The sequence below is a fragment of the Micromonospora sp. DSM 45708 genome, from assembly GCF_039566955.1.
In the GTDB taxonomy this organism is placed as follows: Bacteria; Actinomycetota; Actinomycetes; order Mycobacteriales; family Micromonosporaceae; genus Micromonospora.
Genome location: NZ_CP154796.1, coordinates 5410359 through 5434915 on the forward strand (window position 1 = coordinate 5410359; position 24557 = coordinate 5434915).

General features: G+C 73.1%; 22 protein-coding genes, 1 tRNA gene and 1 other RNA gene. 9 read left to right on the forward strand and 15 right to left on the reverse strand.

What is annotated here, in order from left to right:
- Window positions 1-434 precede the first annotated feature (434 nt).
- Both VKK44_RS23195 and VKK44_RS23200 read right to left on the reverse strand, forming a co-directional pair.
- On the reverse strand, window positions 435-1739 hold the full coding sequence (locus VKK44_RS23195; RefSeq protein WP_343443329.1) for a glycoside hydrolase family 71/99 protein: 1305 nt from the start codon (window positions 1737-1739) through the stop codon (window positions 435-437).
- A gap of 145 nt (window positions 1740-1884) precedes the next feature.
- Window positions 1885-2784 carry a lytic polysaccharide monooxygenase auxiliary activity family 9 protein gene (locus VKK44_RS23200; RefSeq protein ID WP_343443330.1) on the reverse strand — a complete coding sequence of 300 codons (900 nt, stop codon included), beginning with the start codon at window positions 2782-2784 and terminating at the stop codon, window positions 1885-1887.
- A 163-nt stretch (window positions 2785-2947) separates the two neighbouring features.
- Between VKK44_RS23200 and VKK44_RS23205 the strand changes: the two genes are divergently transcribed.
- Both VKK44_RS23205 and VKK44_RS23210 read left to right on the forward strand, forming a co-directional pair.
- Window positions 2948-5014 carry a DUF4153 domain-containing protein gene (locus tag VKK44_RS23205; RefSeq protein WP_343443331.1) on the forward strand — a complete coding sequence of 689 codons (2067 nt, stop codon included), beginning with the start codon at window positions 2948-2950 and terminating at the stop codon, window positions 5012-5014.
- Window positions 5015-5166: 152 nt separating this feature from the next.
- The gene (locus tag VKK44_RS23210) at window positions 5167-6234 is read left to right on the forward strand and encodes a glycerophosphodiester phosphodiesterase family protein (RefSeq protein WP_343443332.1); all 1068 of its coding nucleotides are present in this window, start codon (window positions 5167-5169) and stop codon (window positions 6232-6234) included.
- Window positions 6235-6276: 42 nt separating this feature from the next.
- Here the strand turns inward: VKK44_RS23210 and VKK44_RS23215 are convergent, their stop codons facing one another.
- Entirely contained in the window at window positions 6277-7209 is a 933-nt protein-coding gene (locus tag VKK44_RS23215; RefSeq protein WP_343443333.1) for an AraC family transcriptional regulator, read from the reverse strand.
- A gap of 71 nt (window positions 7210-7280) precedes the next feature.
- Between VKK44_RS23215 and VKK44_RS23220 the strand changes: the two genes are divergently transcribed.
- Window positions 7281-7769, forward strand: a complete 489-nt coding sequence (locus VKK44_RS23220; RefSeq protein WP_343443334.1) for an anthrone oxygenase family protein — start codon at window positions 7281-7283, stop codon at window positions 7767-7769.
- Window positions 7770-7837: 68 nt separating this feature from the next.
- On the opposite strand, the gene VKK44_RS23225 is transcribed toward VKK44_RS23220, so the two are convergent.
- Window positions 7838-8611, reverse strand: coding sequence for a carbonic anhydrase (locus VKK44_RS23225; protein WP_343443335.1), 774 nt, complete (start codon window positions 8609-8611; stop codon window positions 7838-7840).
- A 202-nt stretch (window positions 8612-8813) separates the two neighbouring features.
- Between VKK44_RS23225 and VKK44_RS23230 the strand changes: the two genes are divergently transcribed.
- On the forward strand, window positions 8814-9905 hold the full coding sequence (locus tag VKK44_RS23230) for an ice-binding family protein (RefSeq protein WP_343443336.1): 1092 nt from the start codon (window positions 8814-8816) through the stop codon (window positions 9903-9905).
- Window positions 9906-10058: 153 nt separating this feature from the next.
- On the opposite strand, the gene VKK44_RS23235 is transcribed toward VKK44_RS23230, so the two are convergent.
- Window positions 10059-10131, reverse strand: a tRNA-Ala gene (locus VKK44_RS23235).
- A gap of 88 nt (window positions 10132-10219) precedes the next feature.
- Window positions 10220-10810 (reverse strand): YqgE/AlgH family protein, encoded by a 591-nt coding sequence (locus VKK44_RS23240; protein WP_107157788.1) that lies wholly within the window; start codon window positions 10808-10810, stop codon window positions 10220-10222.
- A 149-nt stretch (window positions 10811-10959) separates the two neighbouring features.
- Here VKK44_RS23240 and VKK44_RS23245 point away from each other — a divergent pair, with 149 nt between their 5' ends.
- The gene (locus VKK44_RS23245; RefSeq protein ID WP_343443337.1) at window positions 10960-11760 is read left to right on the forward strand and encodes an S-methyl-5'-thioadenosine phosphorylase; all 801 of its coding nucleotides are present in this window, start codon (window positions 10960-10962) and stop codon (window positions 11758-11760) included.
- 110 nt (window positions 11761-11870) lie between these two features.
- Window positions 11871-13466, forward strand: coding sequence for a benzoylformate decarboxylase (mdlC, locus tag VKK44_RS23250; RefSeq protein WP_343443338.1), 1596 nt, complete (start codon window positions 11871-11873; stop codon window positions 13464-13466).
- Window positions 13467-13469: 3 nt separating this feature from the next.
- Here the strand turns inward: mdlC and VKK44_RS23255 are convergent, their stop codons facing one another.
- The 8 genes from VKK44_RS23255 to pruA form a co-directional block, all read right to left on the reverse strand.
- The gene (locus VKK44_RS23255) at window positions 13470-14429 is read right to left on the reverse strand and encodes a hypothetical protein (protein ID WP_343443339.1); all 960 of its coding nucleotides are present in this window, start codon (window positions 14427-14429) and stop codon (window positions 13470-13472) included.
- 498 nt (window positions 14430-14927) lie between these two features.
- Window positions 14928-15303, reverse strand: a transfer-messenger RNA (tmRNA) gene (ssrA, locus tag VKK44_RS23260).
- A gap of 105 nt (window positions 15304-15408) precedes the next feature.
- On the reverse strand, window positions 15409-15888 hold the full coding sequence (gene smpB, locus VKK44_RS23265; RefSeq protein ID WP_343443340.1) for an SsrA-binding protein SmpB: 480 nt from the start codon (window positions 15886-15888) through the stop codon (window positions 15409-15411).
- A gap of 133 nt (window positions 15889-16021) precedes the next feature.
- Window positions 16022-16897 carry a permease-like cell division protein FtsX gene (ftsX, locus tag VKK44_RS23270; protein WP_281943960.1) on the reverse strand — a complete coding sequence of 292 codons (876 nt, stop codon included), beginning with the start codon at window positions 16895-16897 and terminating at the stop codon, window positions 16022-16024.
- A gap of 67 nt (window positions 16898-16964) precedes the next feature.
- Window positions 16965-17645, reverse strand: coding sequence for a cell division ATP-binding protein FtsE (gene ftsE, locus VKK44_RS23275; protein WP_013284225.1), 681 nt, complete (start codon window positions 17643-17645; stop codon window positions 16965-16967).
- Window positions 17646-17763: 118 nt separating this feature from the next.
- Window positions 17764-18885 carry a peptide chain release factor 2 gene (prfB, locus tag VKK44_RS23280; RefSeq protein ID WP_343443341.1) on the reverse strand — a complete coding sequence of 374 codons (1122 nt, stop codon included), beginning with the start codon at window positions 18883-18885 and terminating at the stop codon, window positions 17764-17766.
- Between the two features lie 102 nt (window positions 18886-18987).
- A complete protein-coding gene (locus tag VKK44_RS23285) occupies window positions 18988-19503 on the reverse strand; it encodes a PadR family transcriptional regulator (RefSeq protein WP_107157710.1) in 516 nt (171 codons plus the stop codon).
- A 134-nt stretch (window positions 19504-19637) separates the two neighbouring features.
- Entirely contained in the window at window positions 19638-21266 is a 1629-nt protein-coding gene (pruA, locus tag VKK44_RS23290) for an L-glutamate gamma-semialdehyde dehydrogenase (protein WP_343443342.1), read from the reverse strand.
- Window positions 21267-21701: 435 nt separating this feature from the next.
- On the opposite strand from pruA, the gene VKK44_RS23295 reads away from it, so the two are divergent.
- Window positions 21702-22703, forward strand: a complete 1002-nt coding sequence (locus VKK44_RS23295) for a hypothetical protein (RefSeq protein ID WP_343443343.1) — start codon at window positions 21702-21704, stop codon at window positions 22701-22703.
- 14 nt (window positions 22704-22717) lie between these two features.
- On the opposite strand, the gene VKK44_RS23300 is transcribed toward VKK44_RS23295, so the two are convergent.
- On the reverse strand, window positions 22718-23227 hold the full coding sequence (locus tag VKK44_RS23300) for a DUF6912 family protein (RefSeq protein ID WP_343443344.1): 510 nt from the start codon (window positions 23225-23227) through the stop codon (window positions 22718-22720).
- A 197-nt stretch (window positions 23228-23424) separates the two neighbouring features.
- Between VKK44_RS23300 and VKK44_RS23305 the strand changes: the two genes are divergently transcribed.
- Both VKK44_RS23305 and VKK44_RS23310 read left to right on the forward strand, forming a co-directional pair.
- Window positions 23425-23652, forward strand: a complete 228-nt coding sequence (locus VKK44_RS23305) for a helix-turn-helix domain-containing protein (RefSeq protein ID WP_091060288.1) — start codon at window positions 23425-23427, stop codon at window positions 23650-23652.
- 101 nt (window positions 23653-23753) lie between these two features.
- Window positions 23754-24434: an Rv3235 family protein gene (locus VKK44_RS23310; protein WP_343443345.1), complete on the forward strand. Its 681-nt coding sequence runs from the start codon at window positions 23754-23756 to the stop codon at window positions 24432-24434.
- Window positions 24435-24557: the final 123 nt, after the last annotated feature.

The following is a 24557-nucleotide window of genomic DNA, read 5'->3' on the forward strand; positions in this document are numbered from 1 at the left end:
CGTTGATGACGGCACTGATGCAGAACCGTCCGCCGGAGAGACGAATGATTTCCCCGGAGTTCGGCAAGGGACGAGACCCGCAGCACGGGGTGGCGGCTCGGATACGCAGAGAGTACGGAGGGTTAACAGTGGACCTCCAGTTCCTGAAAAGTCAGCACCACGACATGTCCAATAAGCGAAGTCGACCGCAGTGGTTCACATATAGATGAGGTGCTTTCCCAGCTCAGGACCGGTACGCGCACGCCATTCACCTTGCCGCGCGCCACGTGTCGAACAATGCGAAAAAACTGCGCCACCGCTGCGACGCGACTCGTCGCAACAATGGCGCAGTTGTGAATCATGACGCCCCCGGCACCGGGTCGGCGTGCGTTAATTGAACAGCGGCACGGAATGGTCGCGCGGCGGTGGCACACGGCCGCCGCCACGCGCCACCGTCATCCGGACGTCACGGTCGGCGGGTAGGCGTGCAGCACGGCGACGAAGTCGGACCGGCCACCGTCGCTCCAGTCACAGAGCGCGCCGGCCGGCGCGACGCCCCGACACCCCACCGAACTCTCGATCGACGTGCCCTCGCCCCACTCGTTCCAGGTGGTGACGAGCTGCCAGAACGCGCCGGAGGCGGCCATCCGGGCCACCCCGGCCCGCCACCGGTCCAGGTTCCGGGCCAGGAACGGCGCTCGCCCGTACGGCAGCCCGGCCTTCCAGAAGCCCGGCGAGACGGTGTACGCGCCGCCCGGCACCCCGCTGAAGTCGGCCTCGGCGTGGGCCGGGGCGTACTGGTGCCAGGCGTCCACGGTGACGCTGTTGGCGCAGTGGCGGTAGCCGGAGAACACCTTCAGGCTGAGGTAGATGGACTCGCCCCAGAGCCGCTGGAGCAGCGACCGGGCGCGGACCCACCGGTCGACGGTGTCGCAGCCGTCGGCTGTGGTCCGGTCGAGGGCGTTGTAGACGAAGACCACCATGCCCCGGCCGGGCAGCACGGCCAGCGCCGAGCGGTCCCCGCCGTACGTGCTCCGCAGGTAGTGCAGGTCGGCGGCGATCCGGTCGGGGGTGGGCCGGCCGATGCCCTCCGGCTCGTAGTAGGGCGCCCAGGCGAACCCGGTGTCCCGGGCGCCCCGGAACAGCGCCGGCCAGTGCCGGTCGGTGGTGGTGCCCTGGCCGAACCAGGAGGCGACGCCGACCGTGACGCCGCCGTACCGCATGTCCGCCACCTGGTCCCGGACCACCGTCTCGTCCACGGTGTAGAGCCCCCGGCTCGGCCGGTAGTTCGTGTACGGGTCCAGCCCGCCCTGACGCCACGCCTCCGGGAACCACGGGTAGTAGAAGGCGGCCCGGACGGCGGTCGGCGTCCGCACCACCAGCCGCAGCGTCGCCTGCCGCCGCAGCGCCGCGCCGACGCCCTCGACGACGAGCGTGAAGGTGCCGGCGCGGGTCGAGACGGAGGTCTGCACCGTCACCGTGGCCGAGGCCCCGCTCGTCACCGTGGCCGGCGTGACCGTGGCGAAGACGCCCGCGGGCAGGCTGGTCACCCGCAGCGCCACCGGCTGCGGCGCCCCGCCGGTGGTCGTCGTGGCGACCGTCGCCCGGGCCGGATGTCCGGCCACCGCCGTGACGGCGGCGGGCGCGACGGTCAGGGCGAAGTCGTCGGCGGCGACGGTCGGTGGCGCCGCCGACGCGGACGGTCCGGCCGGCGCGGCGACGGCCAGCACCGTGAGTACCACTGCGAGACGCACGAACATCGACACTCCTCTGCGTTGCCCTGCCTGGTTCGACAAGGGGGCAACGCGGGAGCGACCGGTCGGGTGACTGTGCGGCCCGGCGGCGGCCCGGTGCGCCGGCCGCCGGCCCGCGCGCGACGACCCGGGCGGGCACGGGCGTCCGGCCTCACCAGATGCGGCGCCGCCCGGCGCGGTGGTTGCGGACCCCGCAGGGCCGTCCGGGCGGGGGACCGCCGGCCCGCCGCATCCGCCGGCCGACCACGGCCGCGAGCAGCGCGGCGACCACCACCGCCCCCGCCGCGCCGACGACCAGCGGCCGGGAGAACGGGCCGGTCCCGGTCACCGCCGCGACCGGCACTCCCGGCGCGTCTGGGGTCGCCGACCCCGAGAGGGTACGCGGAGCCGCCGCGCCCGCCGCCGGAGCGGCCGACCGGGTGGTGCGTGAGGCCGATCGGAAGACCACGTCGGAGCAGGAGTAGTAGGTGTCCTGGGTGTTCGAGTTCTGCCAGATCACGTAGATGAGGTGCCGGCCCGTGCGCCCGGTCGGCAGCCGCCCCGGCATCTCGTACGCGCCGTCGCGGATCGGCGGGTTGGTCACCGACAGGAACGGCTTCCGCTCCACGTCGGCCCAGGTCAGCCGCGCGTCCGGGGCGTACGAGGCGGTGGTGACGTAGAACCGGAACGTGCCCCGGTGCGGGATCGTGGTGCGGTAGCGGAAGGTGTGCCGGGCGCCGGCGGTGAGCGTGGTGGCCGGCCAGTCGGTCCGGGGCAGGTCCAGTCCCCGGTACGCGGAGAGCCCGCCGCTGCACAGCTCGCCGTCCGGAATGCGTTCCCGGTCCCGCCCGTCGATCCGGGCCACCCGGATGTTGTCCCACTCCCGTACCGCCGCGCCGGCGGCGATCGCGGCCCGGCAGGCCGGCGTCCCCGCCCGACCACCCTCCGGCCCGCACGCCGCCGCGCGGCTCATCGGGCTGGTCGGCGCGCCGTGGGCGCTCGCCGGCACGGCGGTGAGCAGCAGCGTCGCGCCGACGACGGCGAACGCGACGAGCGCGCGACGTGTGCCCATGTGATCGACCTCCCGCGCACTGGTACGGGCCGGAGGCGACAAAGGTTCGATCCGCACCGTCGCCACGTCCGGTCAGGCTCGCCTGGCCGAACGGACAAGCGGGGCGGCGGAGCGGCCGGGGTGGGCCCTACAGTGACCACACCCTGTGATCGAGGAGCGCGCCTTGCCCGAGCCGGCACAGCAATCCGAGCCGCCCCGTCCCGCCCCGGCGGACGGGTCCCCGACGGGCGATCTCCCGCCCGCCGCCCAGCCGTACCTGCTGGTGCTGCCCTCGACGGAGGGCGTGCCGCCCCCGATGCCGTGGCCCGGCGCGCAGGGCCAACCGGCCTGGGCGATCCCGGTCACCGTGCCGCCCGGCACCCACGGCTACGCGCTGTTCGTGCCGCTGGTCCCAGCGGCCGGGCAGCCGGCACCGGCCGGCGTGCCCGCCCAGGCCGCACCGCCGGCCGTGGAGAACCCGGCCACCACCGTCCCGGCCGGCACGTCGTCGGCTCCGAGCACGCCGGTCGTCACCTCGACGGCCCCCGGCAAGCCGGCCGCCGTGGCGGTGTCGGCCGGCCCGGCGGGCGGGCACGGCGCTCCGCCGGTGGCCACCGGGCATGCCCTTCCCCCGGTCCACGGTGGAGCGGCACCGCCGGTGCCCGGGCCGGGCCACCAGGACGTACGCCCGTGGGTCACCTACCCGCCGGCACCCGGCTGGGCGCCCCGGCCGCGGACACCCCGCACCTCGTTCCTGGGTGCGCGCTGGCCCGGCCCGAAACCGGCCACCGGTCGGGCGGTGCCGCTCGCGGTGCTGGCCGGCGCGCTCGGCAGTGCGATCTTCGTACCGTTGAGCCGGGTCGGCATCGGCTGGTTCCTCGGTTGGCTCACGATCACGCTCGGGGTGCTGCTCGCGGTCCGCACCCGCACCGCCGAGCTGCCCCGCGCCGACCGGCTGATCCGGGCCGGCTGGGCGACGGCGGCCCTGGCCCTGCTCGCCGTGCCGGCGTTCCGCAATGCCTGGTGGCTGGTGACGTTCTGCGTGCTCGGCGCACTGGGCTGTGCCACGCTGGCGATCGTCGGTGGCCGGCTGGTCCGCTCGATCCTGTTCGGCCTGGTCGCCACGCCGTTCGCGGCGCTACGGGGCCTGCCCTGGGTCCGCGGCCACGTCGCCGTCTCGCCCCAGGCGGCGACGGTCCGCAAGGTCACCGTCTCGGTGGTCGCCACCGTGGTGGTGCTGGTGGTCTTCGGCAGCCTGCTCGCCTCGGCCGACGCGGCGTTCTCCGAGGCGCTCGGCGCGCTCGTGCCCGAGGTCGACCTCGGCACCGTGTTCCGCTGGCTGTTCCTGGCCGCGGTGGGCGGGTTGATCGCGGTCGCCGCCGTCTACACGCTGGCCGCCCCGCCGGAGCTGTCCAGCGTGGACCGCCCGAGCGGGCGGCGGCTCGGCCTGCTGGAGTGGGCGCCGGCCATCGCGGCGCTGACGCTGCTCTTCGCCGGCTTCGTGGTGGTGCAGTTCACCGTGCTCTTCGGCGGCGAGCGGCACGTGCAGAAGGTCGCCGGGCTCAGCTACGCGGAGTACGCCCGCAGCGGCTTCTGGCAGTTGCTCTTCGTCACGCTGCTGACCGTGGCAGTCCTCGGCGGGGTGAGCCGCTGGGCCGGCCGGGAACGGGCGGTCGAGCGGATCCTGCTGCGCGTCCTGCTCGGGCTGCTCAGCGCGCTGAGCGTGGTGATCGTGGTGTCGGCGCTGTCCCGGATGTGGACCTACCAGAAGGTCTACAGCTTCACCGGCGAGCGGATCTTCGTGATGGCGTTCGAGCTGCTGCTCGGCGCGGTCTTCCTGATGATCCTGGCGGCGGGCGTACGGTGGCGGGGCCGGTGGATCCCCGGCACCACGGTGGCGCTGGCGGTGGCGATGCTGCTCGGCCTCGCGGTGCTCAACCCGGAGGACTACGCGGCCCGGCGCAACACCCTCCGGTACGAGCAGACCGGCAAGATCGACGCCTGGTACCTGCGGGCGCTGTCCGCCGACGCCACGCCCGCCCTCACCAAGCTCCCCGACCCGGTACGCCGCTGCACGCTGAGCTGGATCGCCGACGACCTCGACCAGCCCGACCCCTGGTACGCCTGGAACCTGGGCCGGCACCGGGCCCGCCAGGCCCTCGACCGGGTCGGTCCGGCCGCCGTCGGCGGCCCGAAGGACTGCCGCCGGGCGGACCAGTTCGACCTGCCGAAGACGCGGCGGCCCCGCTGACGCCACCGGTCGGGCCGCCCGCGCGGCGGCCCGACCGGGACCAGCCCGCCCGCGACCGTTCACCCTCCCCTCACCCGATCGCCACGGTCCCCACCGTCTGGAGCACCTAGCTTCGGCTGCGCATCATCAACCGAGGTAGCGGAGGTTCCTCCATGTCCGTCCGTCAGCTCATGACGGCTCTGGTCGCCGGCGCGGTGCTGGCCGCGCCGACGGCCGCCCACGCGGCCCCGGCGACCCGGCCCGGTGTACCGCCGCAGCGGACCCACTTCGACCTACAGGCCCATCGCGGCGGCATCGGCATGACCACCGAGGAGACGCTGGCCGGATTCGCCAAGGCGATGCGGCTCGGCGTCACCACGCTGGAGCTGGACACCCAGGTCACCCGGGACGAGAAAGTCGTCGTCACACACGACCGTCAGGTCAGCGCGCAGAAATGCCGGGACACCGGCCCGGTCCGGCCCGGCGACCCGACGTACCCCTACGTCGGGAAGTACATCAAGGACCTGACGCTCGCCCAGATCAAGACGATGGACTGCGGCTACCAGCAGTTGCCGGGCTTCCCGGAGCAGGAGCGGGTCGCCGGGGCCCGGATGGCCGAGCTGCGGGACGTGCTCGACCTGGTGAAGCGCTACCGCGCGTACGGGATCACGCTGAACATCGAGACCAAGGTGGAGGCGGGGGCGCCCGAGCAGACCGCGCCGCGCGAGTTGTTCGTCCGGCGCGTCTTCGAGGAGATCCGCCGCTCCGGCATCGAGCGGCAGGTCACCATCCAGTCGTTCGACTGGGGAGCGCTGCGGGCGATGCACCGGCTGGCGCCGCGCTGGCCACTGGTGGCGCTCACCAACTACGACTTCCTCCAGGTCGGCCAGCCGGGCGCGTCGCCGTGGCTGGGTGGGCTCGACGCGGACGACTTCGGTGGCGACCTCGTCCGCGCCGCCGACGCGATTCCCGGCGTCACGGCGCTCTCCCCCAACTACGGGTTCCCGCAGAACGGCACGATCGCCGACCCCGCCTTCCGGTTCTACCCGGACGCCCGCATGATCGCGGACGCGCACGCCCGCGGGCTCAAGGTCATCCCCTGGACCTGCGACGACATGCCGACCGTGGCCGCGCTCATGGACCTGGGCGTGGACGGGATCATCACCGACTACCCGAACCGGGTCCGGCAGCTCATGGCCGAGCGCGGCATGCGGCTGCCGAAGGCGTACCGGGCCCACTGAGCCGGTGCCGGCCGGGGCGGGAAGGTGTCCTCCCCGGCCGGCCTAGGTGGACCGGTCGACGTGTTGGCGCGGGCTCACGCCGTACCGGCGTTTGAACGCGGCACTCAGGGCGAACGAACTGCCGTAGCCGACCCGCCGGGCCACCGCGCCGACCGTGGCGCCGGGTTCCCGCAGCAGGTCGGCGGCGAGCGCCAGCCGCCACCCGGTGAGGTACGACATCGGCGGCTCGCCCACCAGCCCGGTGAAGCGCCGGGCCAGCGCCGCCCGGGAGATCCCCACGCCGGCGGCCAGCGACGCCACGGTCCACGGCCGGGCCGGGTCGTGGTGCAGCATCCGCAGGGCCCGCCCGACCACCGGATCGGCGTGCGCCCGGTACCAGGCGGGCGCCGCCGCTCCCGGCCGGTCGAACCATTCCCGCAGCGCGGCGATGAGCAGCAGGTCGAGCAGGCGGTCCAGCACCGCCTCCTGGCCGGGGTCGTCCTTGACGATCTCGGTGGCCAGCAGCGGCACCAACGGCGAGTCCCAGGAGGCACGCGGGACCACCGCGAGCGGCGGCAACGCGTCCAGCAGCCGCCGGCCGACCGCGCCCCGCACCGGGTACGTGCCGGTGAGCAGCACCGTCCGGCCGTCTGGTCCGTTGCCCCAGGTGCGGACGCCGAGCCGGGTCATCTCGTACAGCTCGCGCCCGTCCGGGGTGCAGCGCTGGCCGGGATGGACGACCACCTGCGGCGGCGTGGCCGGATCGTCCGCGACGGTGTACGGACCCGGGCCGCGCACGATCGCCACGTCCCCAGCGCCGAGCCGCGCCGCCGGGGCCGCACCGGGCACCAGCCAGGCGTCGCCGTGCACCACGGCGACCACGGTGAGCGGTGCCTCGTCCCGGATCAGCATCGACCAGGGCGGCGTCAGCATCGAGCGGAGCAGGAAGGCGCTACGGGCCCGGGGCCCGTCGAGCAGCCCGGCGACGGCGTCCACGGAGACGATTACACACAGGATCGCGCGTCCTGACCATGGGCCGTCCCACCGGACGGCGGTTGACTGGGCGCATGCGACTCGTGCAGCAACTGTCGATGATCGGAGCCACGGTCGGGGCCGGGCTGGTGGCCGGGCTCTTCGCCGCGTTCGCCTACGCCGTCATGCCGGCGCTGCGGGGTTCCGACGACCGCACGTTCGTGGACGCGATGCAGCGGATCAACGTGACCATCGTCAACGGCTGGTTCCTGCTGCTCTTCCTCGGTACGCCGCTGCTCGCCGCGCTGGCGGCGGTGCTGGACTGGCGGGGCGTGGGCCGTCCGGCGCTGCCGTGGCTCCTCGGCGGGCTCGCCCTGTACCTGGTGGCGGTCGGCGTCACGATCGCGGTCAACGTGCCGCTGAACGACGCGCTCGCGGCGGCCGGGCCGTCCGACCTCGAAGCTGCTCGACAGCGGTTCGAAACCACCTGGGTCGCCTGGAACCTGGTCCGCGCACTGGTGAGCACAGCCGGCTTGGGCTCGCTCTGCTGGGCACTGGCGGTCGTCGGCCGCACGGGGGGTTGACGGCCGTGGTGGTACCCGGCCGACATCTGTGCGATGTCGGCCGGGTCGCGGCTCCGCGCGGTCGCGGCTCAGCCGACCAGGGTGACCCGTCCGTCGTCGAGGTCGTACCGGGCGCCGACCACCTTCAGCGCGCCCTGCCGCACCCGCTCGGCGATGATCTCGCTGCGGCTGAGCAGGCCCCGGACCTGCGCCCTGATGTTGGCCCGGACGGCGTTGTCCACCGGGTCGCCGGGCTTGGTCAGCACCGGCGCCACGATCGGGCGCAGCGCGTCGACGACCGTGCCGATGTGACTGGGCGCCGAACCACCGTCCCGGATCGCGTCGATGGTGGCGCTGATCGCGCCGCACCGTTCGTGCCCGAGGACGACGATCAGTGGGCTGTGGAACTCCGTCACGGCGAACTCGACGCTACCGAGCAGCAGGTCGTCGACGATGTTGCCGGCCACCCGGTTGTCGAACAGGCCACCCAGGCCCTGGTCGAAGAGCACCTCCGGGGGCACCCGGGAGTCGGCGCAGCCGACGGTGATGGCGAACGGGTGCTGCCCGCTGGCCAGCCGGTGCAGGTCCGCCAGCCCCTGGTGGGGGTGCCGGCCATGGCCGGCGGCGAACCGCTGGTTGCCGGCGACGAGGCGGCCGAGGGCTTCGTTCGGGCTGACGACCGGCCGTTGGGGTGAGCCGGCGGCGGCCGGAGGGGCGGCGACCCCGACCCCGAGGGCGATCGCGGCGGCACCCGCCGCGACCGGATCGATCTGCACCCGACCGGTACGACCGGGGCGGCTCCACCGACTGACGATTGTCGGGCGGGGCAGGCAGGTTCCGAGGAAGCCTTCGCAGCCGGCCATGGATACATGAAGCCGCCTCACCGGCATTCCAATTAGTCCGTTTCGGCTACTCTGACTATTTTCGAATGGTTTGGTAGCAGTTGCACCTTAGTGCCACAAGATCACGTTTAGCCGGGGTGGGCCTTCACGGGACGCCTCGGCGAGCAATACCCACGGAGGGTGTTCTGTGAGAGTGAGAAACATTCATCGCCTCAGGCGGGCGATGCCGTCAGTACTCGCCGCCTCGGCGGCTGCCGCCGTGGCCGTCGCCATGCTGATCTTCAACTCGACCGCGGCCAGCGCGGCGGACGCCCCGGTCAACCTCGGCACCGCCAGCGACTTCTCCGTCCTGGCCGGCGCCGAGCCCACCAACACCGGCCCGAGCTTCCTGGCACAGAGTCTCGGCCGGTTCCCGGGGAACACCGCATCGGGCTTCGGAACGGCGACCATCGGCGGTGCGGTCCACCTCGGCGACGCGGTCGCCCTCCAGGCCCAAAGCGACCTGACCACGGCCTTCAACGACGCCGCCGGCCGGACCCCGTTCACCAACCTGCCCGCGGAACTCGGCGGCAACACCCTCAACCCCGGCGTCTACCGGATCGGGGCGGCACAGCTGACCGGGACCCTGACGCTGAACGGACAGGGCGACCCCCAGGCCGTGTTCATCTTCCAGGTCGACTCCGCGCTGACGACGGCGTCGAACAGCAGTGTCGTCCTGATCAACGGCGCTTCGGCATGCAACGTGTTTTGGAAGATCGGCAGTTCCGCGACCCTCGGTACGGGCACCACCTTCCTGGGCACCATCATGGCCCAGGCGTCGATCACAATGACCACGGGCGCGAATCTGCAGGGCCGCGCGCTGGCTCGCACCGCCGCCGTCACCCTCGACACCAACGTCATCACCGCTCCGGTGTGCCCCGGGCCGACCACCGGCCCGTCCGGCCCCTCCGGTCCGCCCGGGCCTTCAGGCCCACCCGGCCCGTCCGGCAGCCCTGGCGCACCTGGCAGCCCCGGAGCACCCGGCAGCCCCGGAGCACCCGGCAGCCCCGGAGCACCCGGCAGCCCCGGAGCACCCGGCAGCCCCGGAGCACCCGGCAGCCCCGGAGCACCCGGCAGCCCCGGAGCACCCGGCAGCCCCGGTGCCCCGGGTGGCCATGGTCAGCCGGGCAAGCCGGGTGGTCCCGGCAACCGCGGCATGCTGCCGGTGACCGGTAGCAACCAGATTCCCGCCGTGGCCGGTGCGGGAGGTGTCCTGGTCGCCGCGGGCGGAACCCTGTTCTTCCTCGCTCGGCGTCGCCGGACCCAGCAGTCCTGATCGGCGGGCCCGGGCGGCGACCCCCGCCGACCGGGCCCGCATTTCGCCGCGACCGTTGTTCGGTCGCGGCGAATAAGGAATCCCGCTCGACAAAAGGACCGACGCAAAACACCCTGGTGAGGGATATTCCTCACCAGGGTGTTTTCGCTCGGGTGGAGCCGAGGGGACTCGAACCCCTGACCCCCACACTGCCAGTGTGGTGCGCTACCAGCTGCGCCACGGCCCCTTGCGGTCGTCCCCGGTCGCCCGGGCACGGGAAGAACTATACACACGCCGCCCAGCATGGTCATCTCGCGGGGGTCCCCCCGGACGGGTCAGTTCAGCGCCACGTCCGGCGGGAAGTGGGCCACCGCCGCCATCATGCCGCCCTGCCGGCGCAGCACCATCGGCCAGAGATCGTCCGGCCGGTCGACGAAGGCGTCGCCGGGCAGCGCGTCCAGCACGAACCAGGACCCCTCCTCGATCTCCCGCTCCAACTGACCGGCGCCCCAACCGGAGTAACCGGCGAAGACCCGGATCCCGCCGACCGCGTCGCGCAGCTTCTCCGGGTCGACCGAGAGGTCGATGGTGCCGACCGCGCCGGAGACGCGGTGGAAGCCCTTGACCGGCTGCACCGGGTGGCGCATCCGGGCCAGGCAGATGGCCGAGTCGGGCTGCACCGGGCCGCCCTCGAAGAGCACCGCAGGCTCGCGTGCCAGATCGCTCCAGTCACCGAGCACATCGGCCACCGGGACCTCGGTGGCCCGGTTCAGCACCACGCCGAGCGCACCACCGGGCTCGTGGGCGACCAGCAGCACGACCGTACGGTCGAAGTTCGGGTCCTTGAGCACAGGCGTCGCGACCAGCAGTCGTCCGGTCATCGACTCCATGGCTCGGCCACCGATCGCCTGCCCCTCACCCTGCATGTCCGACACCCGTCAGCCGTGCGCCCGTACGGGCCCGACGTCGTCGACCGTCCACGCTGTCAACGCCATGTCACGCACCATAGCTTGCGTCCCGCCCGCTGGCTAAGGTCTGACCGTCGGGTGATCGCGACGGATCGAGGGAGGACCGGATGGCGGCGGAAGCGGAACTGGCGGTGATCGGCGGGTCGGGTCTCTACGCCCTTCTCGACGGCGTGGAGCACGTGGTGGACACCCCGTACGGCGCACCGTCGGACCCGATCACGATCGCCGAGGTGGGCGGCCGGCAGGTGGCGTTCCTGCCGCGGCACGGCCGGGACCACCGGCACCCCCCGCACCGGATCCCCTACCGGGCCAACCTGTGGGCGCTGCGCTCCCTCGGCGTACGCCAGGTGTTGGCGCCCTGCGCGGTGGGCGGGCTCCGGCCGGAGCTGGGTCCGGGCACCTTCGTGGTGCCCGACCAGCTCATCGACCGCACCAGCGGCCGGGTGCAGACCTACTACGACCAGGGTGCCGTGCACGTGTCGTTCGCCGACCCGTACTGCCCGACCGGGCGGCGGACGCTGCTGGCCGCGGCGGCCCGGCGGGACGTGCCGGCGGTGGACGGCGGGACGGTGGTGGTGGTCGAGGGCCCGCGTTTCTCCTCCCGTGCGGAGTCGCGCTGGTTCACCTCGATCGGCGGCGCGGTGGTCAACATGACCGGGCACCCGGAGGCGGTGCTGGCCCGCGAGCTGGCGCTCTGCTACACGTCCATCGCGCTGGTCACCGACCTGGACGCGGGCGTCGAGGCGGGCGAGTCGGTCACCCAGGAGGAGGTGTTCCGGGTCTTCGCGGAGAACACCGACCGGCTGCGCGGGCTGCTGCTGGACGCGGTCGCCGCGCTGCCCACCGCGCGGGACTGCCCCTGCGGGAGCACGCTGGACGGCATCACGCTGCCGTTCCCGCTGCCCTGAGCCGGGGCGAAGCGCCCGAAAAGCCGGGCCCGGCCCGCTAGATTCGGTGGGTCGGGGCTGTGCACCGGGCCGTCTCCGACGTTCTCGGCCAGGGACGGAGGCAGCCGGCGATGGCGACGGTGCGCGAGGCGACCTACGACCTGCTGCGCGCGCTCGGGCTGACCACCGTCTTCGGCAACCCCGGCTCCACCGAGGAGCCGTTCCTCGCCGGCTTCCCGGCCGACTTCCACTACGTGCACGCGCTCCAGGAGGCGTCCGCGGTCGCCATGGCCGACGGCTACGCGCAGGGCACCGGGCGGCCCGCGCACGTCAACCTGCACACCGCGCCGGGCACCGGCAACGGCATGGGCAACCTGGTCACCGCCTGGCACAACCGGACCCCGCTGATCGTCAGCGCCGGCCAGCAGACCCGCGAGATGCTGCTGATCGAGCCCCGTCTGGCCAGCCCCCGGGCGGTCGAGCTGGCCCAGCCGTACGTCAAGTGGGCGCACGAGCCGGCCCGCGCGCAGGACGTCCCGGCGGTGTTCATGCGGGCGTACGCCATGGCGGCGCAGCCGCCCGCCGGGCCGGTCTTCCTGTCCCTGCCGATGGACGACTGGGACCGGCCCGCCGATCCGCCGCCGCCGGTGCGGACCGTCGCCACCCGGATCGGGCCGGACCCGGACCGGCTGCGCGGCTTCGCGACCGCGCTGGCCACCGCCCGCGCCCCGGTGCTGGTGCTGGGCGCGGCCGTGGACCGGGCCGACGCCTGGCCGGAGGCGGTCGCGCTGGCCGAACGGCTGGCCGCCCCGGTCTGGGCCGCTCCGGCGCCGGAACGGGCCGTCTTCCCCGAGCGGCACCCGCAGTTCCGGGGCGTGCTGCCGTACGCGATCGGGCCGCTGTCGGCGGCGCTGCGCGGCCACGACGTGGTGCTGGTGGTGGGCGCGCCGGTGTTCCGCTACTACCCGCACGTGCCGGGCGACTACCTGCCCGCCGACGCCCGGCTGCTGCACGTCACCGACGACCCCGACGAGGCGGGCCGGGCCCCGGTCGGGGAGAGCCTGCTCGGGGACGCCAAGCTGGTGATGGCCGCGCTGCGGGAGCTGCTGCCGCCGGCCGACCGGCCCGCGCCGCCGCCCCGGGACCCGCCGGCCCCGCCCGAGCCGGCCGAGCCGCCCAGCGCGGACGCGCTCTTCGCGGCGCTGGCGTCGGCCTGGCCGGCCGACGGGGTGCTGGTGCAGGAGTCACCGTCCAACCTGGCCGCGCTGCGCCGCCGGCTGCGGATCGATCGGCCGCGCTCCTACTACACCATGGCCAGCGGCGGGCTGGGGTTCGGGCTGCCGGCGGCGGTGGGCCTGGCGCTGGCCGAGCGGGACACCGGGCGCGGCCGGCCGGTGGTCGCGGTGATCGGTGACGGCTCGGTCCACTACTCGGTGCAGGCCTTGTGGACCGCGGCGCGGCTGGGCCTGGCGCTGCCCGTCGTGGTCCCGGTGAACCAGCAGTACGCGATCCTCAAGGCGTTCGCCGAGCTGAAGCACACACCGGGCGTACCGGCGCTGGACCTGCCCGGGCTGGACCTCACGGCGGTGGCCCACGGTTACGGCTGCGCGGCCGAGGTGGTGGCGTCGCCGGACGCGCTCGGCCCGGCGCTGGCCCGGGCGCTGGCCGCGGACCGGCCCACGGTGCTGCCGGTGCCGATCAGCACCGACGTGCCGCGGATCCTGTGAACCTCACCCGCCGGTCCGGACGACCAGCGGGGCGCCGCTGCCGACGTCCAGGACCGTGCGGTCGCCCAGCGGAGCGGCGAGCGTGACGCTGACCGGCTTCAACGCGAGTTGCATGGTGCAGGGGCCGGTGGCGGCGACCACGGCGGCGCCGACCACCACCACGTCCGGCCCTTCCCGCACCAGCGGGGTGGGCGCGCCGTCGCAGGCGCCGACGCCGACCAGGTAGTCGAGCCGGTTGTCGGCCACCGCCCGCAGCTCCTGCGCGGCGACGAGGCCGGCCGGCAGCGGGCCGGTGTCCGCCGCGCCGCCGGGCACCGTGCCGACCGCGCGCGGCGCGACCGCCAGCCGGGCCACCGGCACGGCCAGCTCCTCCACGGTGAACAGCCAGGCCGGCACCTCGGCCCGGCCCCGGCTGGTCCACACCGGCGCGCTGCCCAGTCGCACCGCGGTGACGGTGAGCGGGACGCACGGGGTCGGCGCGGTGGTCGACGCCGCGTCGTCCGGGCCCGGCTCGACGGTCGGGCCGCCGGGCTTCGTCCTCAGCGGCTCGCGCGGCCGGCCGTCGCACGGCGGCGGGTCGCCCCGGTCGAGTTGGGCGTAGGCGTCAGCGGCGCTGACCAGCGGCACCCGCAGCTCACCGTCGGGGAAGCGGATGGTGCCCTGCGGCGGTACGGCGGCCGGCATCGGGATCTGGTCCCGGTACCAGCCGGCGGTGAACGCCACCTTCGTCTCCGCGGTCAAGCCCGGATCGCCGCTGAGCACGGTGGCATCCTGGAGCGGCACGTACCCGTCACGCCACTGCGGCCCGGGGTGCCAGCGCGCGGCCACCTCCTCGGCGTGCCGGGTGAACGCGGGGCGCTGGTCCGGGCCGGCGGGCGACGACGCGCCCGGCCCGACGCCGGGCGCGGCGCATCCGGCGAGGACCAGCAGCGGCAGCCCGAGCAGGGCAATCGATCGGCGCATACGGATCAGACGCCGCTCCCCCTCATCCGGTTCCCACCCACCCGCCCGCGCACCCCGCGCGCCCCACCCCGCCCCCGCGCCCCACCCCGCCCCGCGCCGCGCTCCACGCCCGGCCCCGCGCACTTCACCCCCGCCCGTGTCCACGCCCGCCCCACGCACTCCGCCCCGCCCGTGTCCACGCCCGCCCCACGCACTCCGCCCCGCCCGTGTCCACGCCCGCCCCACGCACTCCGCCCCGCCCGTGTCCACGCCCCACGTGCCCCGCCCCACGCGCCACGCGCCACGCCCCACGTGCCCCACCCCACGCGCCACGCGCCACGCGCGCCCTCTTTCACGGAAAGAGTGGCTTTCCGCGCTCGCTTAGCCACTCTTTCCGTGAAAGAGGGCGGGGGACGACGGCGGTCCCCGGGGCGCGGCGACAGCGGCGATGGTCTCGGCATGCGGCGGGACAGACGACTGTGCGCCCCGGTCCGGTGGACCGGGGCGCACAGGTCAAGGTGGTGGAGGTGCCGGGAATCGAACCCGGGTCCTTCGCCGGTTTGTCAGGGCTTCTCCGAGCGCAGCTCGCTATGCCTCTACTCGGCCCCACCGCTCACGCGAGCAAGTTGGTGTGACGGGCCCAGTCGCTGATTGATCTCGCCGCACGGACCCCGCGACCGGGTCCGATTGGCCAGCCTTCTAGCTGATGCCGGCTAACTGGGTCGAAGGCGCTCCCAGGCCGACAGACTCACTACTCGCCTCAGGCGGCGAGAGCGAAGTCAGCGCGATTGTTCTTGGCGCTTATTGGTTTCCGACGACCGATTCTCGAGACGACGTCGGCTTCCTCGGCTCGCTTCCCCTGTCGCTGCGTACGAAGTCGAAACCAGTCACCCCCTCGACAGGCCACCGACGTGGTGGCACTGACAAGCCTAACGCCTCCCGCAACGGGTTTCATCCCGAGCCCCGGTCCGGACACGCCGAACCGGACTAACGTGACGAATCAATCGTCCATGCCCTTGCCGCGCCGGCCCGCCGCCCGCTGGATCTCCCGGTCGGCGTCCCGCTTGGCCAGATCCTGCCGCTTGTCGTACGACTTCTTGCCCTTGGCCAGGGCGATCTCGACCTTGGCCCAGCCGTCCGAGAAGTAGACCTGCAACGGCACCATGGTCAGGCCGCCCTCCCGGGTCTTGCCGAGCAACCGGTCGATCTCCAACCGGTTGAGCAGCAGCTTGCGGGTCCGCCGGGGCTCGTGGTTCGTCCAGGTGCCCTGGGTGTACTCCGGGATGTGCATGCCGTGCAGGTACAGCTCGCCGTCCCGCTCCTGGGCGAACGCGTCGACGAGCGACGCCCGGCCGGCCCGCAGCGACTTCACCTCGGTGCCGGTCAACGCCATGCCCGCCTCGTACGTGTCGAGGATGGCGTAGTCATGCCGCGCCTTCTTGTTGGAGGCGACCACCTTGCGACCCTTTTCCCGTGGCATCGGCGCCACCCCCTTTCCGCCGGCTCCCCGGCCGGCGACCGACGAGCGAAGATCATGCTACCGGAACCACAAGAGCCCTCCCGCACCGTTTATTCCGGCGCGGGAGGGCCCCTTCGGAGAGCCGTGCGGATAACTAGACCCGCAGGTAGAAGCGGAGCGTGACCCAGGCGGTGATGGCGCTGACCAGGCCACCGACGGCGGCCATCAGCGGGAAGGTCAGGAAGATCTCGGACCAGGAGATCGGGGTGATCAGGCCCTCCAGGGCCGCCATCGAGCTGCCGGCCGCGAGCGTCTTCACGCCGATCAGCGCGAGCAGGCCGAGGATGGAGCCGATCAGGCCGGCCACCACCGCCTCCAGCACGAACGGCGCCTGGATGAACCAGTTGGAGGCGCCGACCAGCTTCATGACCGCGACCTCACGCCGCTTGCTGTACGCGGCCACCTGGATGGTGTTCGCGACCAGCAGCAGGGCGGCGGCGGCCATCACGATGGCCAGCGCCAGCGCGCCGTTCTGGATGCCGGTGAGCACGCCGAAGACCTTGTCGAGCAGCTTGCTCTGGTCGACGATCGTGTCGATGCCCTCGGCGGCCTTGTACTGGTCGTAGATCTGCTTGTACTGCTGCGGGTCGTTCAGCGTGATCCGGAACGACTCCGGCAGCTGGTCGGCCTTGACCGCGTTCACCAGGTCCGGCGCGTCGGCGTACATCTGCTGGAAGCGCTTGTACGCCTCGTCCTTGTTGACGTACGTGACGTCCTTGACCAGCGGGTCGGCCTTGAGCTTGGTCTCCAGGTCGGTCCGCTGCTGTTCCTGGACGTCGGTCTTCAGGAAGATCGACACCTGGACGTTCTCGTAGTAGAGATCCTTCATGTCGCCGACCTTCTGGTACAGAAGGCCGCTGCCGCCCAGCATGAACAGCGACACCGCCATGGTGATGATCATGGCGACCGTCATGGTGACGTTGCGCCACAGTCCGACCAGTACCTCGGACAGGACGTACTTCATCCGCATCGGGATATTCCTCCGGCTCTCCGGCGTGAGGTGTTCGTCGTCGGGGTCTTCGGGCTGCCTTGTCGGCTCAGCCGTAGACGCCGCGGGCCTGGTCGCGCACGATGCGGCCACTCTCGATCTCGATCACCCGGCGCCGCATCTGGTTCACGATGTTGGAGTCGTGGGTGACCATCACGACGGTCGTGCCGGTGCGGTTGATCCGGTCCAGCAGGCGCATGATCTCGATCGACGTGTCCGGGTCCAGGTTTCCGGTGGGCTCGTCGGCCAGCAGGATCAGCGGCCGGTTCACGAACGCCCGGGCCACCGCCACACGCTGCTGCTCACCACCGGAGAGCTCGTGCGGGTAGCGGTGCTCCTTGCCGCCGAGACCGACCAGCTCCAGCACCTCCGGCACGACCCGACGGGCGACCGCCTTCGTCTTGCCGATCACCTCCAGCGCGAACGCCACGTTCTCGTACGCGGTGCGGTTCGGCAGCAGCCGGAAGTCCTGGAAGACGCAGCCGATGGAACGCCGGAAGTGGGGTCGCTTCCAGGAACGCATCGACGTGACGTCCTTGCCGTTGACGACGACGCGACCCTTGTTGGGCGTGACCTCGTGCAGCAGCAACTTGATGATTGTGGACTTGCCGGAGCCGGATGGACCGATGAAGAAGACGAACTCGCCCTTCTCGATCGAGACGGACACGTTGTCGAGCGAAGGCCGGGACGCCTTCGGGTACGTCTTCGTCACTTGCTCAAGCTGAATCACGGGTCGAGAGTCTACGCGGTGTAACCGCAGAGCCAAGCCCCACGCCCCTCAGATGCGGTGCGCGTCATCGATTTGCCGGGTCAGACCGAGATCGATGACGCGCTCCGTCCGAGTGTGATCACGCACCGTCAGCGCTGAGCTGCTGCTGCTTCCGCCAGCGGATACCCGCTTCGATGAAGCTGTCCAGCTCACCGTCGAAGACCGCGGACGGATTGCCCGTCTCCTGCTCGGTACGCAGATCCTTCACCATCTGATACGGGTGCAGGACGTACGACCGCATCTGGTCGCCCCACGAGCCGGCGGCGTCGGTCTTCAGGCCGGCCATCTTGGCCTGCTCCTCCTGCCGCTTGCGCTCCAGCAGCCGGGCCTGGAGCACCCGCAGCGCGGACGCCTTGTTCTGGAGCTGGGACTTCTCGTTCTGGCAGGTGACCACGATGCCGGTCGGAATGTGGGTGATCCGGACCGCCGAGTCGGTGGTGTTGACGCTCTGCCCACCCGGACCGGAGGACCGGTAGACGTCGATCCGCATCTCGTTCTCGGGGATGTCGATGTGGTCGGTCTGCTCCACCACGGGCAGCACCTCGACCCCGGCGAAGCTGGTCTGCCGGCGTCCCTGGTTGTCGAACGGGCTGATCCGCACCAGCCGGTGGGTGCCGGACTCCACGCTGAGCGTGCCGAAGGCGTAGGGGACCTTCACCGTGAAGGTGGCCGACTTCAGGCCCGCCTCCTCGGCGTACGAGGTCTCGTAGACCTCGGTCGGGTAGCCGTGGCGCTCCGCCCAGCGCAGGTACATCCGCAGCAGCATCTCGGCGAAGTCCGCGGCGTCCACGCCACCGGCCCCGGCCCGGATGGCGACCAGCGCCTCCCGGGAGTCGTACTCGCCGGAGAGCAGCGTGCGGACCTCCATCTCCTGGATGGCCTTGGTCAGCCCGGTGATCTCCGACTCGACCTCGGTCAGCGCGGCCGGGTCGGACTCCGCCTGGGCCAGCTCCAGCAGCACGCCGGCGTCGTCGAGCCGGGAGCGCAGGCCGCCCAGCTTGGTGATCTCGCCGTTGACGTACGACAGCTGCGACGTCACCGCCTGCGCCTTGGCCTGGTCGTCCCACAGATCGGGCGCGGAGGCCTCCTGCTCCAGGCGGGCCTTCTGCTCGCGCAGCTTGTCGAGGTCGAGCACGGCCTCGATGTTGCGCAGCGTGGCGTCGAGTTCCTTGAGCTGTTCGGCATAATCGGCAGCGGTCACGACAGACAAGACTACCGGCGCGTGCGAGGAGTGAGCTTGCGAGCCCCGCAGTCACGCGCGAAAAGTCTGCGCTGCCTAGTCCAGCGCGTTCGCCGTAGGTGGTCAGCCGGCCGGCGCGGTCTTCAGCCAGGACAGCGCCGCCCTGTGGTAGGCGACGGCGAACTCCAGCGCGCTGGCGTCGTAGCCGTCGCCCTCCTTCTTCGCGTTCTTGACCTGCTCGCGCACCGCCGCCAGCGCCTCGGTGTGGTACTCGTTCGCCGAGGCGTACAGGTTCTTGAGCTGGCTCGCCGAGTGCAGGTTGCCGAACGCGATCCGCAGCGCCACCGGGTTACGGATGGTGTCCTTGCCGGGATTCTCCGCGAGCCAGCGGGAGAATGTCCGTTTCCCGGCCGCCGTGAGCGCGTACGGCTGGCTCATCCGCGGCCCGGGCTTGCCGAGCCGCACCAGACCCTTCTCGGCCAGCACCGGCAGCTCCCGGTAGACCTGGCTGCGGGTCATCGACCAGTACGGCGCCAGCCGGCGCTCGGCAGCGGCCATCAACTGGCCGCCAGTCATCGGGCCGTCGTGCAGCAGGCCGAGCAGGGCCGCCGCCGTCGGGTTGACTCCGGATTCCGCCATGCCCTCTAAGCTGCCACTTTGTCGGCTCTGGCGTCCAGGATTTGCCGTTTTCGCCACTCGTAGGCGGGTCCGATGTGCACTGTCGGGTAGGGAAGCGGCCCGCCCCGGGTCGGGACGGGCCGCTCCGGGACGTCTCAGCCCATGTGCGGGTAGGTGTGGTCGGTCGGCGGGACGAACGTCTCCTTGATCGTCCGCGGCGACGTCCAGCGGACCAGGTTGTGCCAGGAGCCCGCCTTGTCGTTGGTGCCGCTGGCCCGGGCGCCGCCGAACGGCTGCTGCCCGACCACCGCGCCGGTCGGCTTGTCGTTGATGTAGAAGTTGCCGGCCGCGTACCGCATCTTCTCCGCCACCCGGTCGACCACCCGGCGGTCGTTCGCGAAGATCGAACCGGTCAGCGCGTACGGCGCGATCGACTCGGCCTGGGCGACCACGTCGTCGAACCGGGCGTCGTCGAAGACGTGCACGCCCAGGATCGGCCCGAAGTACTCGGTGGTGAACGTCTCGTGCGCGGCGTCCGAGCACTCGAAGAGCGTCGGCCGGACGAAGTAGCCGACCGAGTCGTCGGCGGTGCCGCCGGCCAGCACCCGGCAGCTCTCGTCCCCCTTGATCAGCTCCAGCGCGGCGGTGTGCCGGCCGAACGCCTTGTCGTCGATGACCGCGCCGCCGAAGTTGCTGAAGTCGGTCACGTCGCCGTACGTCAGCGCGTCGGCGGAGGCGGCGAGCCGGTCCCGCAGCCCGCCCTCCCAGAGCGACCGCGGAACGTACGCCCGCGAGGCGGCCGAGCACTTCTGGCCCTGGTACTCGTAGGCGCCCCGGAGCAGCGCGGTGTGCAGCGCGTCCACGTCGGCGCTGGTGTGCGCCACCACGAAGTCCTTGCCGCCGGTCTCGCCGACCAGACGCGGGTAGCCCCGGTAGCGGGCGATGTTGTCGCCGACCGTGCGCCAGAGCTGCTGGAAGACCTTGGTGGAGCCGGTGAAGTGGATGCCGGCCAGGTCCGGGTCGGCGAGGACGACGTCGGAGACCTCCTCGCCGCGCCCGGTGACCATGTTGATCACGCCGGGCGGCAGGCCGGCCGCCTCGAACAGCCGCATGGTGAAGTGCGCGGCGAACTGCTGGGTCGGGCCCGGCTTCCAGACCACGGTGTTGCCGAGCATGGCCGGCGCGGACGGCAGGTTGCCGGCGATCGCGGTGAAGTTGAACGGCGTGACCGCGTAGACGAAGCCCTCCAGCGGCCGGTGGTCGAAGCGGTTCCACACGCCGGCCGAGGACATCGGCTGCTCGGCCAGGAGCCGGCGGGCGAAGTGGACGTTGAACCGGAGGAAGTCGATCAGCTCGCAGGCGGCGTCGATCTCGGCCTGCACCGCGGTCTTGGACTGGCCGAGCATGGTGGCCGCGTTGAGCGTGTCCCGCCAGGGGCCGGCCAGCAGGTCGGCGGCGCGCAGGAAGATCGCGGCCCGCTCCTCGAACGGCAGTGCCCGCCACATTCCGGCGGCGTCCTTGGCCGCCGTGACCGCGGCGCGCGCGTCGTCGTGGGTGGCGTGCCCGGTGACGCCCAGCACGTGCGCGTGCTTGTGCGGCTGGACCACGTCGATCGACTCGCCGCCGGCCATCCGTTGCTCGCCGGCGATGGTCATCGGCAGCTCGATCCGCTCGGCGGCCAGCTCGGCCAGCCGCCGCTGGAGCCGCTCCCGGTCGGCGCTGCCGGGCTCGTAGGTGTGGACCGGCTCGTTGCGCGGCTCGGGAACGGAGAACACGGCGTCCATCACAGGCTCCTGTGCGATCTCGACGGCGATGGCGAAACCGGACCCGCGGGCACCGGCCGGGCGGCCGGATGCCGGACACCACGCGGCGGACCGGTCGCGGCGGCGGGACCTGCGCCGATTGTTTCACGCGGCGTCCTCGCCGGCCCGGGCTCCCCGGGTGCGGGACGGAAGATCGGACGCACCCGCCCTCTCCGGACCATCGGCACGAGTGCCCCTCGCCCGACGAAACGTCAGAATCGAGGGCCCCGGATCGACGATTCGTCAGCGCGTTGCCAGGGGGCGCGGGGCCGGTCGAGCGGGGCGGACCGCCGTCACCGCCCGCGGTCCACCGCCGCGGCGGGCCCGCCGGAGCGGCGTCGCGGGACGCGTACGCTGGATGGCCGGTGACCTGCCCGGCCCGCGCGGGGCGACAGGGCATCCGTCGAAAGGGAGACGATGAGCAACCAGCCCGGCAGCTCCACGGCCGCGGAACCGGACCGGCCCGAGGCCGACGTGCCGCCCGCCGCCACCCAGGCCGCCCCGGGTGCCGGCCGGCCGGGACACGCGCCCGGCGCGCTGCCGCTGGCCGTGCTGTCGCTCGCCTGGCTGGCGGCCATGCTCTGGTCCACCCGGGAGGCGATCACCTCGACCGCGGCCGGGGTCACCGCGATCAGCCTCTCCGCGTACGCGCTGCCCGGCGTGATCACCGCGGCCCTGGTCACCGGCGCCGCCGTCGCCCTGGCGGCCACGAACCGGCTGGACCGCGCCTCGCTGCGCTTCCTGGCCACCGTCGGCGCCGGCCTGCTGGTCGGGCTCGCCACCGCGGTGGGCATCAACCTGACGTACGCGGACAACGCCACCACCAACACCATCGCCGGCACCACGGCCGCCGCCGCGATCATCGGCGGGGCGACGGCCGGCGCGCGCCAGGCCCGGGTGGTGGCCGGTCTCGCCGCCGCCACGCTCGCCGCGCAGGTCTTCGTGGTGCTGTTCAGCCGCGCCCGGGACCCGCTCTCCGACCTGTTCGGCGCCGGGGAGACGCAGCAGTCGGTGCTGGACGCCGCCAAGTGGGTGTCCCGGACGGAGTCGCTGCTCGCCGGGCTGATCGCCGGCCTGGTGGCGTACCTCTACCTCGCCTGGTCGCGCCGGCGCGCGGAGCGGCGGGACGGCGGGGCGTCGTCGCTGCGCTGGCCGGCGTACCTGGTGGCCGGCGCCGGCGCCGGGCTGCTCCTCCTGCTCACCGAGGTGATCATCCGGATCGGCGGGCGCGGCCTGCTCGACCTGGCCGCCGCGCTCAGCGAGGCCGACCAGGTGGCGCAGACCGCGCTCGGCACCTCCCGGGTGGACAACGCGATCTGGGTGCTCTTCGTGGGCGCGCTCACCACGCTGATCGTCTTCGGGCGCACGCTCGGGCCGCGCGCCGTCCCCGACGACGAGGTGGACGAGCCGACGGCCTGAGCCGGCCGCCGGCCTCAGCCGGCGTCGCGCAGCAGCAGGTCCAGCTCCGAGACGTCGTACCACTCCAGTTCGTGGTCCTCGACGCCGTCGACCGCGAACTGGGCGTCGGGGTCGCCGGCCTGCGCCTCCGCCACCACGTCCACGGCCGCGACCACGTCCCCGGCCGCGTCCGCGCCGTCCACGTGGATCGCGGCGACGGACGTCACCGGCACCGGCCCGGCCGGCCGGACCACGCTGGAGCCCAGCTCGCCGCCGACCCGACCGACCGCGCGGGCCGGCAGGTCGGCCGAGACGACCACCCGCCGCCGGGGAGCGCCGGGATCGGCCCGCAGCAGGAGCAACGCGTCCTGGGCGGCCCGGGTGAAGGCGACGTACTCCAGCTCCTCCTCGTCGCCCTCGGCGTACCACTCGCGCAGCTCCGGGGTGACCGCGTGCGCCGCCTCCGCGACCAGGCCCTCGTCCCGCAGCCGGGCCAGCATCGGGACGGTCGCCGGCAGGTACACCCGGACAAGCTCGTCGGTCACCGCACTCTCCCCGCACTCTCCGCCACTCGCCGGCGGGCGCCGGCTCCGGGCGCCGATCATGCCGTACGCCGAAACCGTCATACACCCGGCACCCGCCCGGGAGAAGCGTCCCGCCGGTGTGTCCGCCGAAACGGGCGTGGGCGGCGTCGCCGGCTGGTGGCAAACTGAGGCAAACGAAGCCAACCCCGGGAGTCACCGTGGAGTCGAGGTTCCTGCTGCTCTCCGACGTCGCCGCCGAGCTGAACGTGTCGGACTCGCAGGTCTACCACATGGTCCGCAGCGGTGAGCTGCCCGCGATCAAGATCGGTGGCCGGGGGCAGTGGCGGGTCGAGCGGGCGCGACTGGAGGAGTACATCGAACGCAAGTACGCCGAGACCGCCGAGTGGGTACGCGGCAATCCACTGGGCGAGCGCGACGTGGAGTGACCTCCCGTTGACCGTGGGCCATTGACGCGCGCGTGTCTCATGTTCGACGATGGTGGTTGTCGGAGGCAAACGAAGGCAAACGCAGGGATTCGAGGGCTGACATGGTTGACACCCGCCGTCCCCGGGCACCGCGTCCACCGGTCCGCCTCCGGCCCGCCCCACCGCTCGACCCGCCCTGCACCGACGAGGACGCGGTCTGGAGCCACGTCGGCCAGCTCGCGCTCGACCTGGTCGACACGCGTCGCCGCGATCCCGGCCGCCCCGCCGGCCGGGCTCCGGACCGCGCTCCCGGGTGGCCACGCTGGTCCGCCTCCGGCGCTCCCGGCAGCGGCGTCACCTGGTCCGCGGCACACTCCGCCGGCACCACCAGCCGACCGGCGGACCGGGACACCACCGGCCGACCGGGGAGCGGGCCGTCCACGTCCGCCCTCGCCGCCGCCTCGCCCGAGGCGGCCCGGGCGGCGCACCGGTTCGTCCGCATGTTCCTGGAGATCGTCAACGGTTTCCGGCCGCCCGGCCAGCTCCGGCCGCTCTGCCTGCCCGAGGCCGCCAGCCAGGTGTCGGCCGAGCTGACCCGGGCGGCCCGCCGGGTGCCGCCGGTCCGCCGGCGCACCGCCCGGCCGGCGCTGCACCTGCTCCGCCTGCGGGTCTGCGAACCCCGGGCCGGCGCGGTCGAGGCCACCGCCGTGTTCACCGGTGCCGGCGGCGCGAGTTGGGCGGTCGCGGTCCGCCTGGAACATCGCCGGGGCAACTGGCTCTGTCTCGTGCTGGACGTGCTCTGAGGCGTGACCGACTCCAGCCGGCGGGAGGGCCGCCCACACGGCGCAAGGCCGCCACGTCGCCGACCCGGCGGGCGCGCGGGCAACCATCACCGGGCCACGACGCGACGCCGACGGGCCCCGGCC